We start from the raw sequence: 15,580 nt of genomic DNA, 5'->3' as shown, positions 1-15,580 counted from the left end.
TTCTAACGACTAACAGCTACCGACTAGTTCGCTAAACTATAATTTATTACTCTACCCTTGCCCTTCATTGCTCATTGCTAATTGCTAATTTCTCATTGCCCTTTCTAACAACTAACAACTAACAACTACAAAGGGGGGGATCTTCATGCGCCGCGGCGAACAGGCTGAGAAAAACGGCACGGCTTTTTTGAACCGGCCGGGCATTTTGCTGCCCAAGCCCACGTTTCTTTCCTCTTTCTTTTTTTATGCGGTGCTGCTGTTCGTGGCATGGCTCAGTGCCTTTGGGTGCTTTTATACGGCCTTTCAGATCCAGCTGGACTGGCCGCCGCTGGTGTTTGCCGCCGTTAGCTTTGGCCTGCTGTGCGGCGCGCAGTTTCTGATGGAACGCCACAGGTGGGTGTTTCCTCTTATCACGGCCGGGCTGGGCGGCTTTGCCCTGTGGCGGAATTTCGAGGAAGCCGCCCAGGGCTTTCGCCTGACTGTCAACGCCGTATCGGAGGCCTATTCCCTGAAGCTTCGGCTGGAGCCGCCTCTCCCCACTCTTTCCACGGTTCCTTCTACCTCTTTAGGACAGCTGGCAAGCCGCAATACCTTCGCCGTTTTTCTTTCCTTTCTTTTCCTCTGGCTTCTTTCCTGGCTGCTTGTTCGGCACAAAAGCGTCTTGGGTGCCTTCTGCCTGACCGGTCTTTTTCTGCTGCTTCCCCTTTCCTTTTCCATTGTGCCGGAGGAGTGGGCCTTCGGTTTGCTGCTGGTGTTCTGGGCGTTCCTGCTGCTGGCAGCCCCCTCTATGCGGCAGCGCCGTCAACTGATAGAAACGGGAGATTCCTTTCATTCCTCGGGGGATATGTTTTTTCGCCCCGCTTCTTTGGCACTGCTGCCTGTGCTGGCGCTCTGCTTGATTGTTCTCTATCGCCTCTTCCCACCGGAAACCTACAGCCGCCCGCAGTTTATCACCGATCTCCGCTCCGGACTGACAGAAAGCCTGGGAATCTCCTCCTCTTTCCACAGCGGTACGCAAAACACCGACCGGGTAGACTTTTCCGCCCTTGGCAGCAGACGCTATACCGGAAAAACCGCTTTGCAGGTTCAATACGAATGGCAAAACGGCGCGTCGAAGGCAGAGATTTCCCTGTCCTCTCCCACTGGGCAGAAGGATTACCTGAAAAGCTTTGTGGGCAGCGTATACACAGGCACAAGTTGGGAGCATCTTTCCCGGGAGGACACGGAGCTGGTCAATGAGATCTGGGAAGCGCAGCCGGCCCAAACGCTGTCGTCCTCCCTTCTGCTTGCCATGCCCATGGAAAGCGACCCCCGTTTTTCCTATCTGCTTTCTGTTCGCAAGCTGGAGGGAAACACACAGGCCGTTTACGCGCCCTATGGCCTGTACGCTCCGGACGGCCCGCCGAAGGACACCAAGTATCAGGACGATGGATTTTTGCAGTCCTCCCATATTCTAGGGGGCGTAAAAGAACACCGCTTTTCCGCTGTGGCGCTTCCCAGCTGGAAATACGCGGCAGGGTACGCAGAGCGATTTACGCAAAATTTCAGCACAGCCACAAACCGGCTGTTGGACGAAGAACGCGCTTCAGAGCTGCAAGCCGCTTTGGCTGAGGATTTTGAAGAGAAAAATCGCAGCGGACTTCCCTACCCGAACTGGGATCGGTGGAAAGCGCCGGAATGGGCGAAGAGGCTTTTGGAAACATATTCCGGCTCAGCTTTAAGCCCTTTGATAAATTCCAATCCTCCTTTTACCGGCGCAGAGCTGGTGGAGCCCTTGGAAAGCTACACAGAATTTGTATATCAAACTTACACCCGGCTTCCCGACAGCGCACGGGAATTTGCCGAGGCGTTTCTCACGGAAAATCGGCTTCCCTCCCTCAACGCAATTGGCCGCCAAGCCTATATCCAGCGGCTTCAGGCCCTTCTGGCGGAGCGGTGCACCTATACCCTCACCCCGCCTGCCCTGCCCCAGGGACAGGATTTTGTGGAATATTTTCTCACTGAAAGTCACAGCGGCTATTGCGTGCATTTTGCCACCGCGGCTGTGGTGTTGCTGCGCACGGCTGGAATCCCGGCGCGTTACGCCGAAGGCTACTGTGTGCCCTCCGGCACAGATGGCCGCTGGGTCAACGTACCGGATTATAATGCCCACGCCTGGGTGGAGGTATACTGGGGCGATATGGGCTGGCTGCCGGTAGAGATGACGCCTCCGGGGCCCATGGTTCCCGCTGCATATGCTAACGCTATTGGGCCCGGAGAAGATGAAATGATTTCTCCCTCTCCCACTCCGGACGGAACTCTTTCCTCCGCTGTTTCTTCTCAGCCGGAGTCCAGCGCCATTCCGGAAATGTCCCCTTCCCCGGCACCTTCCGCTTCTCCCACTCCCGCAGGATCTCAGGAAGAAACTGCTTCCTCCACCGGGCCAAATGCTTCCTCTTCACCGGGCATTGCCCTGGCTTCTTCAGGCCGTCTGACCCTTTGGGGGCTGCTTTTCATCGCCTTCTGCCTGGCTCTTCCCTTCCTGCTTCTCTGGGTATTTCGGCTATTCCGCCTGTTTCAAAGGAAAAAGCAATTCCGCCAGAGGAACCGCAACAAAGCGGCTCTTTGCGTTTACGCCCATCTCCTGCGGCTGTATCGGGCAAACACTGCCCTTCCCGGCGATGGCATCGATCCCCCGGAGGAACTGACCCAGCTTGCGCTGAAGGCCCGGTTCAGCGATCACACCCTCACCCGCCAGGAGCTTTCTCAGCTCACCGATCAGGCCGAGCTTCTGGAAAAGAAGCTTGCGGCGGATCTTCCCAAATGGGAGCGCCTGCGGTGCAAATATCTGCTGGCGCTGTTCTGAATCATAGTGGTTGTACCATAAGAACAAGGTCTCCTCCGTTGTCACGATTGAACCAAAAGCCAAGTACGTCTGGCTTGCCTGGAGGAGCTTTCTCTTAATTTCCTAAAGTAAATGGACAAAGAACGAGATCCTTTATTCAGTTCCCTTTTGTCATTCTGAGCCGTAGGTGAAGAATCTCGCCCTTAAGCCTCTGGGTAAAAAGCAAAGGGCAAGATCCTTCACCGAGAAAGCAAGGTTCTCCTTGCTTTTTGTTCAGTAATGACAGGTAGGAAATAAACGGATAAATGGCAAATTATAGTTTAGCGAACTAGTTGGTAGCTGTCAGCTGTTAGTCGTTAGAGAAGGGCAAGTCCTCTCTTTTGTCATTCTGAGGAACGCAGAAAGCTATAGCTTTCTTGACGAAGAATCTCGACCTTAATTCCAGAGCAAAAGGACAAAGGACGAGATTCTTCACTTCGTTCAGAATGACAGAATAGAAAGTAAGCGGTTCGCCGCCAAATTCCAATTTACCGAAGCTATGCCCTTGATCCTTAAATAATTGCTCATTGCTCAATTAGTATACGGCCCTTCCACTCTCCAGCATCCGGGATCTAAGCTTCTCACAGCTGGAATCCGTTCAGTGTTTCTGTGATCTGTCCGGGCCGCAGGGAGATTAGCTCGGTTCCGCCGGGCAGGTCGGCGTTTATGGCGGAGGGATCGGAAGCAGTTGTCAGAATGCTGAATCGGGCAAAAGGAGCCTGCTGCAGAACGCTTCTGACCGTTCCTTCCTCAGGCGTATGGCACAGGTATACAATATGGGAAACGCCGGAAAACAACTTTTGGGAAGAGACCGGCTGAAGTGTATCTGTTTTCCCCAGGGAAAGCAGAGCATTCAGGACGGGGCGGCGGGACTCCTCGTCGGTGATCTCTTTCATCGAAAAGCCGTCTCCACCTCGAAGAGCGGCGCGGTGGGGCGCCTCCTGCTGAGATAGAAAATGGGAAAGAGTGGCAAAGGCGTCCAGTAAAAGATCGGCCTCCTGTCCGGAACCGGGCTCTAACAGGAAAAGAAGGTGCTCGGCAATGGGATATCCGAATTCCTTTATCAGAAGCCCGCCCGTTTTTTGAGAGAGTTTCCAATGGACTCTGGAAAGCTTGTCCCCTTCCCGGTAGTTTCGAAGCCCAAAAAGCTCTGAGGGATCGTCCCCCGGCTTTGTCTGGGAATAGGCGTCGCTTTCGCTGTTCGGCTGCGGAACCTGATTGAGAGATAGGAGGGGAGAATGCACCGTGGGGTAAAAAACCACTGTTTGCCGCGGGCAGCGGGAAAGGCGCATGGGAAAGGCGAAAATCCCCATATAATCACACACCCGGCCCCGGCGAAGCTGGCAGACTACCTGTCCGCAAAGGGGGGAAGTGAGCTGGTGAACAATGGTAAGCGGGCTTTGGCTGGCGGTAAAGCCGAAATGCTCTTCCTGGATTTCCCCGGTCAGAATGTTTTGCGTGCGCAGAGTCACCCTGGCCCGTCCGCTGACAAAGGGGAGGGCGTTGGAAATGGTGAGCCGCAGAGGGACGCTTTGCCCCTTTTGGGCGGAAAGCTCTTCCGCCTGGAATTCCAGCCGGATCCCGAGAATGCCGGGCAGGGAAAGCAAAAGGGAGAGAAGGGGAAGCGCCAGCGCCACCAGCAGCACATAGTAGGAAATGTAGCCGTTATAGCAGACAAAAAACAGGAACACGCCCAGGAGGATCAGCAAATAAGAAATTCTGTTTTTCAGCATAGCGTTATTTCACCAGCTTGGGGGAGGGCGTGAATTTCAAGACCTCCGAGAGAACGGAGCGGGCAGTCAGGCCGTTTATCCCCGCCTGGGGAGAAAGAAGCATGCGGTGCTCCAAAACGCTTAAAAACAGCAGATGGATATCGTTGGGGATCAGGTAATCCCTGCCGGACATCCAGGCGGAGGCCCTGCCTGCCCGAATCAGTGCGGCGCCTGCTCTGGGGCTGGCTCCGATCCGAAGGGTAGAAAGCTCCCGAGTGGCGGCGCAAAGCCGCACCACATATTGATACAGCTCGTCCGACACATGAACGGCCGCCGCCTGCTCCTGCATTTCCAAAAGCTCATTCCCGCTGATCACAGGGTGCACGAGATCCACCGGGCGATCTCCCTCTGTCTGCTTTAAGATTTTGATCTCCTGCTCCGGCTCCGGGTAGCCGATGGAAAGCCGCATCATAAAACGGTCCAGCTGAGATTCCGGCAGCATTTGGGTGCCCGCGGAGCCTATGGGGTTTTGGGTGGCGATCACAATATAGGGCTGGGGCAGCTTGCGGCTCACGCCGTCTACCGTGACCTGCCGTTCCTCCATCAGCTCCAGCAGGGCGCTTTGGGTCTTGGCGCTGGTACGGTTGATCTCGTCCGCCAGAAACAGATTGCAGAAAGCCGCGCCGGGGCGGTATTCAAAATCTCCCTTTGTCTGGTTGTAAATGGAAAAGCCCACCACGTCCGCCGGTGTGATTTCCGGGGTGAACTGAAGCCGGTTGTATTCCAAGCCCATTGCTCTGGAGAAGGCCAGAGCCAGCGTGGTTTTTCCCATGCCGGGGTTGTCTTCTAAAAGAATGTGTCCCTGTGCCAGAATGGCCATCAGCGCCTTGCAGATCACCGTATCCTTGCCGAGAATAACCTTGCGTACCTCATTGATCACACGCAGTGCCTGGGGCTGTATCATAAAGAGATCACCTCATTCGAATATTTATAGAGAGCGCAAGCGATGCCGCATGATCTTTACGCGGCGTTGCCTATAGCGATTTTCATTGCTGATAGGGGTTGTTTAAAAAATCGTAAACGCCGTCTTTTTGCACAATGCGGACGGATTTCTGCGTCGGAAATCTTGCGGGTCTCCGCCTTGAAACCGTGTCGCCTTGTACAAAAATCCGGTATTTTCTCTATTTTTAAACAACCCCTATTTTAGCATAATTTTGGAGAAAAGACCAGACTTGACTGTAAATTTCACACCCCCTAATGAGAAAAGCGCTAAAACCCGCTTCCAGAATTTTCCGAAAAGAAATTTTTAGAAAAGTTGTTGACAACTCTCAAAGAACGTATTATAATAAACGCGTATTCTGATAGCACGAAGATGAACTCACAGTTTTTGTAAGTCATTGAACGTCTGATGATTTACACAAGCTGTGAGCTTTTTTTAACCGGGATTTCCCGGTGGGCTCGGAGCGCAGGGAGGGCTACCTCCCAGTGGCACGGCGCAGCTATGCCGGATACAATTTTTTATGGAGGTGCCGAACATGAACGGTACAGTCAAATGGTTCAACGCAGAAAAGGGCTATGGCTTCATCTCTAACGATGAAGGCGGCGAGGATGTTTTTGTACATTTCTCCGCGATCCAGTGCGAAGGCTTCAAGACTCTGGAAGAGGGCCAGAAGGTCACTTTTGAGACCGAGCCCGATCCCAAGAACAGCGAAAAGCTGCGGGCTGTGAACGTCCAGAAGATCTGATTTTCAGCATTTTGGACCATTCAGCCGGGCCTTCCTTTTTCGGGAAGGCCCGGCTTTTTTGTGCCTTTTCTTCCAAAAAATGAAAAAGTAAAAAAATATAGTTGACAACCGGGGAAACTTTCGCTATAATAAATAACGTTCCGATTTGCGGACGTAGCTCATCTGGTAGAGCGCCACCTTGCCAAGGTGGAGGTAGCGAGTTCGAGCCTCGTCGTCCGCTCCAAAAGAAAAAGCCGAGTGAAAGCTCGGCTTTTTCTTTTAGGACGACAGGCTCGAACTCGTATTTTGTTAGGAGAAATTCCGAAGGAATTTCAAGAAAGTCCGGCGTGCCGGACTTTCTGCCTCGCTCGTCCGCTCCAAAACAAAAAGCCGAGCAAAAGCTCGGCTTTTTGTTTTGGGAGGAGCAATTAGGAATGAGAAATTGGCAATTTAAAGGTCAGGGGCTTAGTCTTAAAGGTCAAGGGCTTAGTCCGCTAAATTGGAATTTAGCGGTTATCCACTCACCTCCTTCCTGTCATTCTGAACGAAGTGAAGAATCTCGTCCTTTGGGTCTTTTTAAGAGCTTTAAGGTCGAGATTCTTCGTCACTTCGTTCCTCAGAATGACAGGAGGGAACTGTGTGCTAAACTATAATTTACCGTTCTTGTCCTTCATTGCTAATTGCTCATTCCTCATTGCTCATTATTGCACCACCGTTCAACATCTAAAACATAAAACATTCCCCTTTTTAACACCTCCAATCACTGGCAAATCCGCAAAAAAGCCTTGACATTCTCTGGAAGGCGTTGTATACTCTTTTTCGGTAAAACAAAGCGGAAGTGAAAATCGGCTGTTTCTTAGTTCGGAATATGCCGGAAATTTGCTTCTCACCCGTGCGGTTTCTGTCCGTCACAGGTCAATAGCGCAGCAGGCGACAGGCATTTTTCTGTTTTTGGAGCTTTGGCTTTTGAAAACGGAAAGTGTAGTCGTGTTAGTGCGAATTGATCGCGGGCAGAAGCATCTGCCCGCTTTTTTGCGGTTTTTGCGGGTGCGCTTTGAAAATCAGTTTTGAGGAAATCTTGATGGAGGTGCTTACCGATTAGCAACAAAGAGCTGCAAATCAACGAACAGATTCGTGACAAGGAGCTCCGTGTGGTGGATTCTGACGGCTCTCAGCTGGGTATTATGCCCCTGAAGCAGGCGTTGGAGCTGGCGGAGCAGCGGAATCTTGACCTGGTGAAGATCGCGCCCCAGGCGAAGCCCCCGGTGTGTAAGATCATCGATTACGGCAAGTTCCGTTTCGAGCAGTCGAAGCGGGAGAAGGAGCAGCGAAAGAACCAGCGGGTCGTTGAGATCAAGGAAGTCCGGCTTTCTCTCAATATCGATACCCACGATTTTGAGACGAAGAAAAACCATGCCACCCGCTTTATTGCCGAAGGGAATAAAGTGAAGGCTTCCATCCGTTTCCGCGGAAGGGAAATGGGCCACCCCGAGCTGGGGCAGGAGATCATGCGCCGGTTTGCCGATGCTATGAGCGAGGTCGCCAATGTGGAAAAGGCCCCTAAGCTGGAGGGCCGTTCCATGCTGATGTTCCTTGCGCCCAAGCCCGTCAAGTAATGCAAAATTTAAGGAGGACTGCAAAATGCCGAAGCTCAAAACACACAGCGGCGCCAAGAAGCGCTTCAAATTATCCAAGAACGGAAAGGTGATCCGTGGACACGCCTTTACCAGCCATCTGCTGAACGGCCACGGCAAGACCCCGAAAACCAAGCGTCATGCCCGCGGCACAGTGGTGACAGATAAGACTAATACCGCCGCCGTCAAGAGAATGCTGCCCTATAAATAAGAAAAGGCGCTGGGACGTTTTCAAAAGCTTCTATTTTTGGATAACAAGAAAGGATTGAAGAGATATGGCTAGAGTAAAGGGCGCAATGATGACGCGCAAAAGAAGGAAAAAGGTACTAAAGCTCGCCAAGGGCTACTGGGGCTCCAAGAGCCGCCATTTTAAAATGGCGAAACAGGCCGTGATGAAATCCGGCAATTACGCCTATATTGGACGTAAGCAGCGCAAGCGGGATTTCCGCCGCCTGTGGATCACCAGAATTTCTGCGGCCTGCCATATGAACGATATCAATTATTCTACCTTTATGAATGGCTTGAAGAAGGCCGGCGTTACCTTGAACAGAAAGATGTTGTCCGAGATCGCCATTGCCGATCCTTCCGCTTTTACCGCTTTGGTGGAAAAGGCAAAGGCTGCTCTGTAAGGAAGAAATCCGCGCCTGAGGCACCCGCCTTGGGCGTTTCCGTTTTTCTATCCGCAGTCAGGCAGGGAAGGGTTCTGGGGTCCGGCTGTAAAAATTTCGCTTGGAAATCTTCCGGAAAGGAGGGCAGCAGAATGGAATTTGGTACCATCACCAGCAGACAAAATCAAACGGTTCGTCAGGCTGCCGCGCTGGCCCGCAGCGGGGAAAAGCGATGGGAAAAGCGGCAGTTTCTCTGCGAGGGGGCACGGCTGTGCCAGGACGCGGCGCTTTCCGGACTGCCGGTAGAGCTCTGCTTTGTCACAGAACAGGCCAGGGAGAAATACGGTGACTATCTGCGCCTTGTCCTCTCCGCCTGCCGGGAGGCTTACCTTGTGGAAGAGCATGTGGCTCAGCTGCTTTCCTCTACGAAGGCTTCGCAGGGCGTCTTCTGTGTCTGCGGCTGGCCCAAGGGGCTTTTGCCGGAAACAGCTTGGAAGCCGGAGCAGGCCCCGCTGCTGGTTCTGGAAAATTTGCAGGATCCCGGAAACCTGGGCACAGTGTTCCGCACAGCGGAGGCGCTGGGAGTCGGACAGGCTGTTCTGCTGGGTGAATGCTGCGACCCGCTGTCGCCCAAGGTGCTGCGCTCCTCCATGGGCGCGGTGTTTCGGATGAAGCTGCGAGCGGAAAGAGACTCTGGGAAATTATGTAAACTTATAAAAGAGCAGGGCTTTACTCTTCACGCCGCTGTGCCGGACGCTTCCGCCCGGCAGGTAACGGAGATCGATTTCCATGGCGGACAGCACGCTGTGGTGATCGGCAATGAGGGAAACGGTTTGACGGCTGAGACCATCGCCCTGTGTCACGACAGCGTTACAATTCCCATGACAGGCCGGGCAGAATCACTGAACGCCTCTGCGGCGGCCACGATCTTGCTATGGGAAATGCGGCGGGAAGCTGTGGAAAGGGAGGGGGAAGCCTATGGATAACCGCGCTTACTGGATCTGGATCCAGCAGGCCTTTCCTCCCGGAAGCAGAAAGCCGACGCTTCTTTCCGCACAATATGCCGGCGGCCTGCGGGAATTCTGCCAGGGAGGACCCCGGCTGTGGAACAGCCGTCGGGACCTGACTGACCGGGAAACCGCCGCCTTGCGGGATTTCAGCATTTCCCAGGCGGAGGCCAGGTTGGAGTACGCGGAAAGGCTGGGGTGGCAGGTGCTGACGCCGGAGTGTGAGAAATATCCCGAGCTGCTGAGGAATATTTCTGATCCTCCTGCGGTACTGTATCTAAAGGGAAGCCTGCCCGATGTGGATTCCATGGTCTCCATCGGCATTGCCGGGGCCAGAAAGGCGACCCAGAGTTCTCTTGACGCTGCCAGAAAATTCGGGTATCAGCTGGCGGCGGGCGGCGCCTGTGTGGTGTCCGGCGGTGCGAAGGGCGTGGACGCCGCCGCGCTTACCGGCGCTTTGGGCATTCCGGGTTCCCGTATGGTCAGCGTGCTGCCGGTTTCCCTGGACAGCACCTATGTTACGGAAAACGCCAAGCTGCGGAATATGATCTGCTCTCACGGCGGGGCGCTGGTCACGGAATATTTTTCTCTCAGCCACCCGGAATTCGGCACCTTTCAGGCGAGAAACCGATTGATCACAGGGCTGAGCCGCGGCACGCTGCTCATTCAGGCGGCCCGAAAAAGCGGCACCATGATCTACGCCACTCACGCGCTGGATCAAAACCGGGATCTGTTTGTCTATCCCGGTCCAGAGGGCACGGTGGAATTTGCCGGAAGCCGGGAGCTCATTGAGGACGGAGCCCGCGCAGTGGTCTGCGGCGAGGATATTTTAGCGGAATACGGCGGCGTGCTTCCGGAAAAGCCGCAGCCCCAGGTGTATGACCTTTTTGAAGATCTGGTGGTTCCCGCCCTGAAAACAAGAGAGGCGGTTCCCGCTTTAGCAGACGCGGCCGCACAGGTTTCTCCCCAGGCCCGCCAGGTTTTGGCGGTATTGGGCAGGGAACCGTTGGATATCGCGGCTCTGGAAGCAAAAACGGGACTTCCCGCTTCCTCTCTCTTGGGGCTGTTGACAGAGCTGGAGCTGGAGGGGCTGGCGGAATCCCTGCCCGGGAAACGCTATCTTCGGGGAATTTGAGAGTTCCCTAAGGAAACGCCAAATTGATCGCACCTGCCGGATTTATTCAGTGCTTCCTCGAAAATATTCCTTAAAAGAATTATATTTTTTGGGAAATATTATAAGATAATAGCGTTTCATTTTACGGGAGCGGCTTTTTCACACGGCACAGAAGGCTGCTCCCGCTATGCTCGAAAAGAAAGGAAGGAATATGGTATGTCGAAACTGGTGATCGTGGAGTCGCCCTCCAAGGCGAAAACCATTCAAAAATATTTGGGAAACGGCTATGAGGTCATCGCCTCCATGGGCCATGTGCGTGATCTGCCCAAGGCCCGGCTCAGTGTGGACGTAAAGGATAATTTTGCTCCCAAATACAGCATTATCAAAGGAAAAGAAAAGCTGGTAAAGGAGCTGAAGGAGGCCGCCGCCAATTCCGAGGGCGTGCTGCTTGCCACCGACCCGGATCGTGAGGGAGAAGCCATCTCCTGGCACCTGGCCTATATTCTGGGCCTCAGTGAGGATGCGCTGGACAGAGTGACCTTTAACGAGATCACCCGTACCGGTGTGGAAGAGGGCATGGCGCACCCCAGGGCCATCGACCTGGACCTGGTAAACGCCCAGCAGGCCAGAAGAATTCTGGACCGGCTGGTAGGCTACACCCTCAGCCCCTTCCTGGCGAAAACCATTCGCCGGGGATTGAGCGCCGGGCGGGTGCAGTCTGTGGCGGTGCGCATGGTGGTGGATCGGGAAGAGGAGATCAAAAGCTTCGTCCCGGAGGAATACTGGAGCATTGACGCCAAGCTGACCGCGCCGCCCTCCAAGGCGATGTTTGCCGCAGCGTTTTACGGAGACGAAACCGGAGAGATCAAAATTTCCTCCAAGGAGGAAGCAGACAGGATCTTTTCCGAGCTGGAGCAGGCGGAATTTCTGGTAGGAGCCGTGAAGAAGGGCAAGAAGAACCGTTCTCCCGCCCCGCCCTTTATCACCTCCACCCTGCAGCAGGAGGCTTCCCGTAAGCTGGGCTTCCAGGCCCGGCGCACCATGAAGGCCGCCCAGGAGCTGTATGAGGGTGTGGAAGTGAAGGGCCAGGGCTCCATGGGTCTTATCACCTATATGAGAACCGACTCTCTCCGTATTTCCGAGGACGCCATCAAGGATGCCTCCGACTATATCCGGGACCGCTGGGGAGAGAAATATCTGCCCCCGAAGGCCCGGCATTTCAAATCCCGGGCGAACGCACAGGACGGCCACGAGGCCATTCGTCCCGCTTCCATTGCCATTACGCCGGATCAGGTGAAGGATTCCCTGACCGGGGATCAGTATAAGCTCTATAAGCTGATCTGGGAGCGGTTTATCGCCTGCCAAATGGCGAACTGCGTGCTGAATACCACCCAGGCCACCATCACCGCCGGAAGGTATCTCTTTAAGGCCTCCGGTTTCAATGTGGCTTTTGAAGGTTTTACCGCCCTGTATGAGGAAAGCAAGGACGAGGAAGAGAAGGCGGGGAAGGATCTTCCCGCCCTGCAGGAAGGCATGAAGCTGAAGGTGAAGGACTTAAAGGGCAATCAGCACTTTACCCAGCCGCCGCCCCGGTATACGGAAGCTTCCCTGATCAAGACCCTGGAGGAAAATGGCATTGGCCGTCCTTCCACTTACGCGGCCACCATTTCCACCATCACAGGCAGAGAATATGTGGTGCGGGACGGCAAGGCCTTTAAGCCCACGGAGCTTGGAGAGGTGATCACCAAGCTGATGAAGGAGCGGTTCCCTGATATCGTCAACGTGAAGTTTACCGCCAAGGTAGAGGACGAGCTGGACGCCGTGCAGCGGGGTGAGGACCAGTGGGTGGATACCCTGCACCGCTTCTATGAGGGCTTTGATAAAAGCGTACAGAAAGCAAAAAAAGAAATGGACGGCGTGAAGATCCATCTCAAAGAGGACGAGACCGATGAGGTCTGCGAAAAATGCGGTAAGCCCATGGTCATCAAGGTGGGTCGTTACGGAAAGTTCATGGCCTGCTCCGGCTACCCGGAGTGCAAGAACGTGAAGAAGATCATAAACGATACCGGCGCGAAATGTCCGAAATGCGGCGGCAAGATCATTCAAAGAAAATCCAAGCGTGGCCGGGTGTTCTATGGCTGCAGTGAATATCCCAACTGCGATTTCGTCTCCTGGGATCCCCCCTCGAAGGAAACCTGCCCCGTGTGCGGCAAAACCCTGCTGCAAAAGAAGGGGAAGGATAAGCTGTTGTACTGCGTTACAGAGGGCTGCACCTTTCCCGGAAAACGGGCGGAGGAAGAGTGAAAGCGTACAATGAGCAATTAGGAATGAGCAATGAGGAATGAAGGGCAAGAGCAGAGTGTGGTAAATGATAGTTTTGCAGATAGTCCCCTCTTGTCATTACTGAGCAAAAAGCGGAGTAAACTCCGCTTTCCCGGCGAAGAATCTCTCCCTTAAATTTCTAAGAAGAAGCCAAAGGACGAGATTCTTCGCTTCGCTCAGAATGACAGGAGAGAAACCAGCGGCTTGCCGCAAACTATCGCTCCTCTTTCCTTTCAAATCACGAAATGACCGAATCAGGGGGTGAAGGCTATGGAGAAAATCACTGTTATCGGGGCGGGCCTGGCAGGCTGTGAGGCGGCTTGGCAGATCGCCTCTCAGGGCGTTCCAGTGGTATTGTATGAGATGAAACCTCTGAGATTTTCTCCCGCCCACAAAAGCGAGAGCTTTGCGGAGCTGATCTGCTCCAACTCCTTGAAGGCGGCCAGAATAGACAGCGCGGCCGGGCTTTTGAAGGAAGAAATGCGCAGGCTGGGCTCTTTGCTGACAACCTGTGCGGAGAAGGCGAAGGTCCCCGCCGGAGGCGCGCTGGCGGTGGACCGGGAGGAGTTTTCCCGGCTGGCCACGGAGGCCATTGAAAATCACCCGCTCATCGAGATCCGCCGGGAAGAGGTCACAGAGCTGCCAGGAGGTCTGGCCGTGGTGGCTACAGGCCCCTTGACAAGCGAGCTCCTTTCGGAAAAAATACAGGCGCTGTGCGGCGGGGCCTTGAGCTTTTTCGACGCCGCCGCTCCCATTGTCACAAAAGAAAGCCTGGAGCTGGAGAAATGCTTTTTTGCTTCCCGTTATGAAAAGGGGGACAGCGATTATATCAATTGTCCTATGAACCGGGAAGAATACGATCACTTTGTACAGGAGCTGACAGCCGCAGAGCGCGCTCCGGTGCACAGCTTTGATGCGGCAAGTCCCAAGGTGTACGAGGGCTGTATGCCTATCGAGGTGCTGGCTTCCCGGGGACACGACGCCATTCGCTTCGGCCCCATGAAGCCGGTGGGCCTTATCGATCCCCGCACCGGTCACCGCCCCTGGGCGGTATTGCAGCTGCGCACGGAAAATCGGGAAAATACTCTGTATAACCTGGTAGGCTTTCAGACAAACCTGAAATTCGGCGAGCAGAAGCGGGTGTTCGGCATGATACCGGGTCTTGGCCGTGCCGAGTTCGCGCGGTATGGCGTGATGCACCGGAACACCTTCCTGAATTCCCCGCAGGTGCTGGACGCGGATTTTTCCTTCCGAAAGCGGAACGATCTGTTCTTTGCCGGGCAGATCACCGGGGTGGAGGGCTATATGGAATCCGCGGCCTCCGGGATCCTGGCCGGAAAAAACGCGGTGCGCAGGCTGCGGGGAGAACCGCCTCTCATACTGCCGGATACCACGATGATGGGCGCTTTGAGCCACTATATCGCGGAGTATGCCGGGAAAGATTTTCAACCCATGGGGGCAAATTTCGGCGTATTGCCGCCCCTTTCGGAAAAAATACGGGACAAGCGGGAACGGTACGCCGCTTTGTCTCAAAGAGCCTTGGAAGCGCTGGACTGTACTGTAGCGGAAAGGAAGCTGAAGTGACATGAAAATTATTGTGGACGCCTTCGGCGGCGATCACGCCCCTGAGGAAATTCTGCTGGGCTGTTCCCAGGCCATGGAAGAGCTGGGGATCGAGGTGCTGCTGACCGGAGACCGGGCCAGGCTGGAAGCCGCCGCCAAGGAGCTGGGCCTTTCGGAACGCCTTGCCCGCATGGAAATTCTGGAATGCGGCGGGGTGCTTTCCATGGAGGACGACCCCATGAGCGTGATCCGGGAAAAAACGGACAGCTCCATGGCGGTGGGCCTGCGTGCCCTGGCGGAGGGCAAGGGAGACGCCTTCGCCAGCGCCGGGAACAGCGGTGCTCTGGTGGTGGGCGCCACCACCATTGTCAAGCGCATTCGGGGTGTAAAGCGTGTGGGCTTTGCACCGATCCTGCCCAAGCGGACAGGCTTTTTCATGCTGAACGACGGCGGGGCCAATGTGGACTGCCGCCCGGAAATGCTGCTGCAATTCGGCCTGATGGGTTCGGAATATATGAAAAAGGTCATGGGGGTGGAGAAGCCCCGGGTAGGCCTTGCCAATGTGGGCGAGGAGGCCCATAAGGGAGACGACCTTCGCCGGGAAGCGTATGCGTTGCTTTCCGCTTGCCGGGAGATCGATTTTGTAGGCAATGTAGAGCCCAGAGATATCCCGGACGACGCTTGCGATGTGGTGGTCACCGACGGCTTTACGGGCAATATGCTGTTAAAAATGTACGAGGGCGTGGCCCTGACCGTCATGGGGCTGGTCAAGGGTGTGTTTCAAAAAAGCCTGAAAAATAAGCTTGCCGCCGGCATGGTATACGGCGATATGAAGGCCCTGAAAAAGCAGATCGATTATAACGAATACGGCGGCGCGCCTATTATGGGCGCCGCAAAGCCGGTGTTTAAGATCCACGGCAGCGCTAAGGCCGCCACGGTGAAAAACGCTCTGCGCCTGACCAGGGACTACACCCAGTCCGGTTTTACCGAGGAGATCGGGCGTGTGCTGAAATAAAAAGAAAGAGAAAGGAGC

General features: G+C 54.6%; 12 protein-coding genes and 1 tRNA gene. 11 read left to right on the top strand and 2 right to left on the bottom strand.

The window, feature by feature from the left end; all coding sequences use genetic code 11:
* Window positions 1-145: 145 nt before the first annotated feature.
* Complete coding sequence (locus U8T64_RS03960) at window positions 146-2,845, top strand: transglutaminase-like domain-containing protein (RefSeq protein WP_322181165.1); 2,700 nt, start codon at window positions 146-148, stop codon at window positions 2,843-2,845.
* 599 nt (window positions 2,846-3,444) lie between these two features.
* On the opposite strand, the gene U8T64_RS03955 is transcribed toward U8T64_RS03960, so the two are convergent.
* Window positions 3,445-4,596, bottom strand: coding sequence for a DUF58 domain-containing protein (locus U8T64_RS03955; RefSeq protein WP_322181163.1), 1,152 nt, complete (start codon window positions 4,594-4,596; stop codon window positions 3,445-3,447).
* A 4-nt stretch (window positions 4,597-4,600) separates the two neighbouring features.
* On the bottom strand, window positions 4,601-5,539 hold the full coding sequence (locus U8T64_RS03950) for an AAA family ATPase (protein WP_322181161.1): 939 nt from the start codon (window positions 5,537-5,539) through the stop codon (window positions 4,601-4,603).
* Window positions 5,540-6,110: 571 nt separating this feature from the next.
* Here U8T64_RS03950 and U8T64_RS03945 point away from each other — a divergent pair.
* From U8T64_RS03945 to plsX, 10 genes are all read left to right on the top strand, one after another.
* Window positions 6,111-6,320 carry a cold-shock protein gene (locus tag U8T64_RS03945; RefSeq protein WP_322181159.1) on the top strand — a complete coding sequence of 70 codons (210 nt, stop codon included), beginning with the start codon at window positions 6,111-6,113 and terminating at the stop codon, window positions 6,318-6,320.
* Window positions 6,321-6,467: 147 nt separating this feature from the next.
* A tRNA-Gly gene (locus U8T64_RS03940) sits at window positions 6,468-6,543 on the top strand.
* Window positions 6,544-7,396: 853 nt separating this feature from the next.
* Window positions 7,397-7,915 (top strand): translation initiation factor IF-3, encoded by a 519-nt coding sequence (infC, locus tag U8T64_RS03935; RefSeq protein ID WP_322182019.1) that lies wholly within the window; start codon window positions 7,397-7,399, stop codon window positions 7,913-7,915.
* Window positions 7,916-7,940: 25 nt separating this feature from the next.
* The gene (rpmI, locus tag U8T64_RS03930) at window positions 7,941-8,144 is read left to right on the top strand and encodes a 50S ribosomal protein L35 (RefSeq protein WP_322181156.1); all 204 of its coding nucleotides are present in this window, start codon (window positions 7,941-7,943) and stop codon (window positions 8,142-8,144) included.
* 64 nt (window positions 8,145-8,208) lie between these two features.
* Window positions 8,209-8,562: a 50S ribosomal protein L20 gene (gene rplT, locus U8T64_RS03925; protein ID WP_322181154.1), complete on the top strand. Its 354-nt coding sequence runs from the start codon at window positions 8,209-8,211 to the stop codon at window positions 8,560-8,562.
* A 131-nt stretch (window positions 8,563-8,693) separates the two neighbouring features.
* The gene (locus U8T64_RS03920; protein ID WP_322181152.1) at window positions 8,694-9,527 is read left to right on the top strand and encodes a TrmH family RNA methyltransferase; all 834 of its coding nucleotides are present in this window, start codon (window positions 8,694-8,696) and stop codon (window positions 9,525-9,527) included.
* Window positions 9,520-10,683: a DNA-processing protein DprA gene (gene dprA / locus U8T64_RS03915; protein WP_322181150.1), complete on the top strand. Its 1,164-nt coding sequence runs from the start codon at window positions 9,520-9,522 to the stop codon at window positions 10,681-10,683. Before U8T64_RS03920 ends, dprA begins: the two co-directional genes overlap by 8 nt.
* Window positions 10,684-10,878: 195 nt before the next feature.
* The gene (gene topA / locus U8T64_RS03910) at window positions 10,879-12,966 is read left to right on the top strand and encodes a type I DNA topoisomerase (protein ID WP_322181147.1); all 2,088 of its coding nucleotides are present in this window, start codon (window positions 10,879-10,881) and stop codon (window positions 12,964-12,966) included.
* Between the two features lie 288 nt (window positions 12,967-13,254).
* On the top strand, window positions 13,255-14,568 hold the full coding sequence (gene trmFO / locus U8T64_RS03905; protein WP_322181145.1) for a methylenetetrahydrofolate--tRNA-(uracil(54)-C(5))-methyltransferase (FADH(2)-oxidizing) TrmFO: 1,314 nt from the start codon (window positions 13,255-13,257) through the stop codon (window positions 14,566-14,568).
* Window position 14,569: 1 nt separating this feature from the next.
* Window positions 14,570-15,562, top strand: a complete 993-nt coding sequence (gene plsX / locus U8T64_RS03900; RefSeq protein ID WP_322181143.1) for a phosphate acyltransferase PlsX — start codon at window positions 14,570-14,572, stop codon at window positions 15,560-15,562.
* Window positions 15,563-15,580 lie beyond the last annotated feature (18 nt).

The organism is Neglectibacter caecimuris (assembly GCF_034335015.1).
Classification (GTDB): Bacteria; Bacillota; Clostridia; order Oscillospirales; family Acutalibacteraceae; genus Acutalibacter; species Acutalibacter caecimuris_A.
This window is presented reverse-complemented; position numbering and strand designations above follow the sequence as displayed.

Excerpts from the sequence above, each read along its gene's own strand:
- U8T64_RS03950 (WP_322181161.1), bottom strand. The coding sequence starts at position 5,539 with ATGATACAGCCCCAGGCACTGCGTGTGATCAATGAGGTACGCAAGGTT.
- U8T64_RS03945 (WP_322181159.1), top strand. The coding sequence starts at position 6,111 with ATGAACGGTACAGTCAAATGGTTCAACGCAGAAAAGGGCTATGGCTTC.
- topA (WP_322181147.1), top strand. The coding sequence starts at position 10,879 with ATGTCGAAACTGGTGATCGTGGAGTCGCCCTCCAAGGCGAAAACCATT.
- U8T64_RS03960 (WP_322181165.1), top strand. The coding sequence starts at position 146 with ATGCGCCGCGGCGAACAGGCTGAGAAAAACGGCACGGCTTTTTTGAAC.
- plsX (WP_322181143.1), top strand. The coding sequence starts at position 14,570 with ATGAAAATTATTGTGGACGCCTTCGGCGGCGATCACGCCCCTGAGGAA.
- dprA (WP_322181150.1), top strand. The coding sequence starts at position 9,520 with ATGGATAACCGCGCTTACTGGATCTGGATCCAGCAGGCCTTTCCTCCC.
- rplT (WP_322181154.1), top strand. The coding sequence starts at position 8,209 with ATGGCTAGAGTAAAGGGCGCAATGATGACGCGCAAAAGAAGGAAAAAG.
- rpmI (WP_322181156.1), top strand. The coding sequence starts at position 7,941 with ATGCCGAAGCTCAAAACACACAGCGGCGCCAAGAAGCGCTTCAAATTA.
- trmFO (WP_322181145.1), top strand. The coding sequence starts at position 13,255 with ATGGAGAAAATCACTGTTATCGGGGCGGGCCTGGCAGGCTGTGAGGCG.
- U8T64_RS03955 (WP_322181163.1), bottom strand. The coding sequence starts at position 4,596 with ATGCTGAAAAACAGAATTTCTTATTTGCTGATCCTCCTGGGCGTGTTC.
- U8T64_RS03920 (WP_322181152.1), top strand. The coding sequence starts at position 8,694 with ATGGAATTTGGTACCATCACCAGCAGACAAAATCAAACGGTTCGTCAG.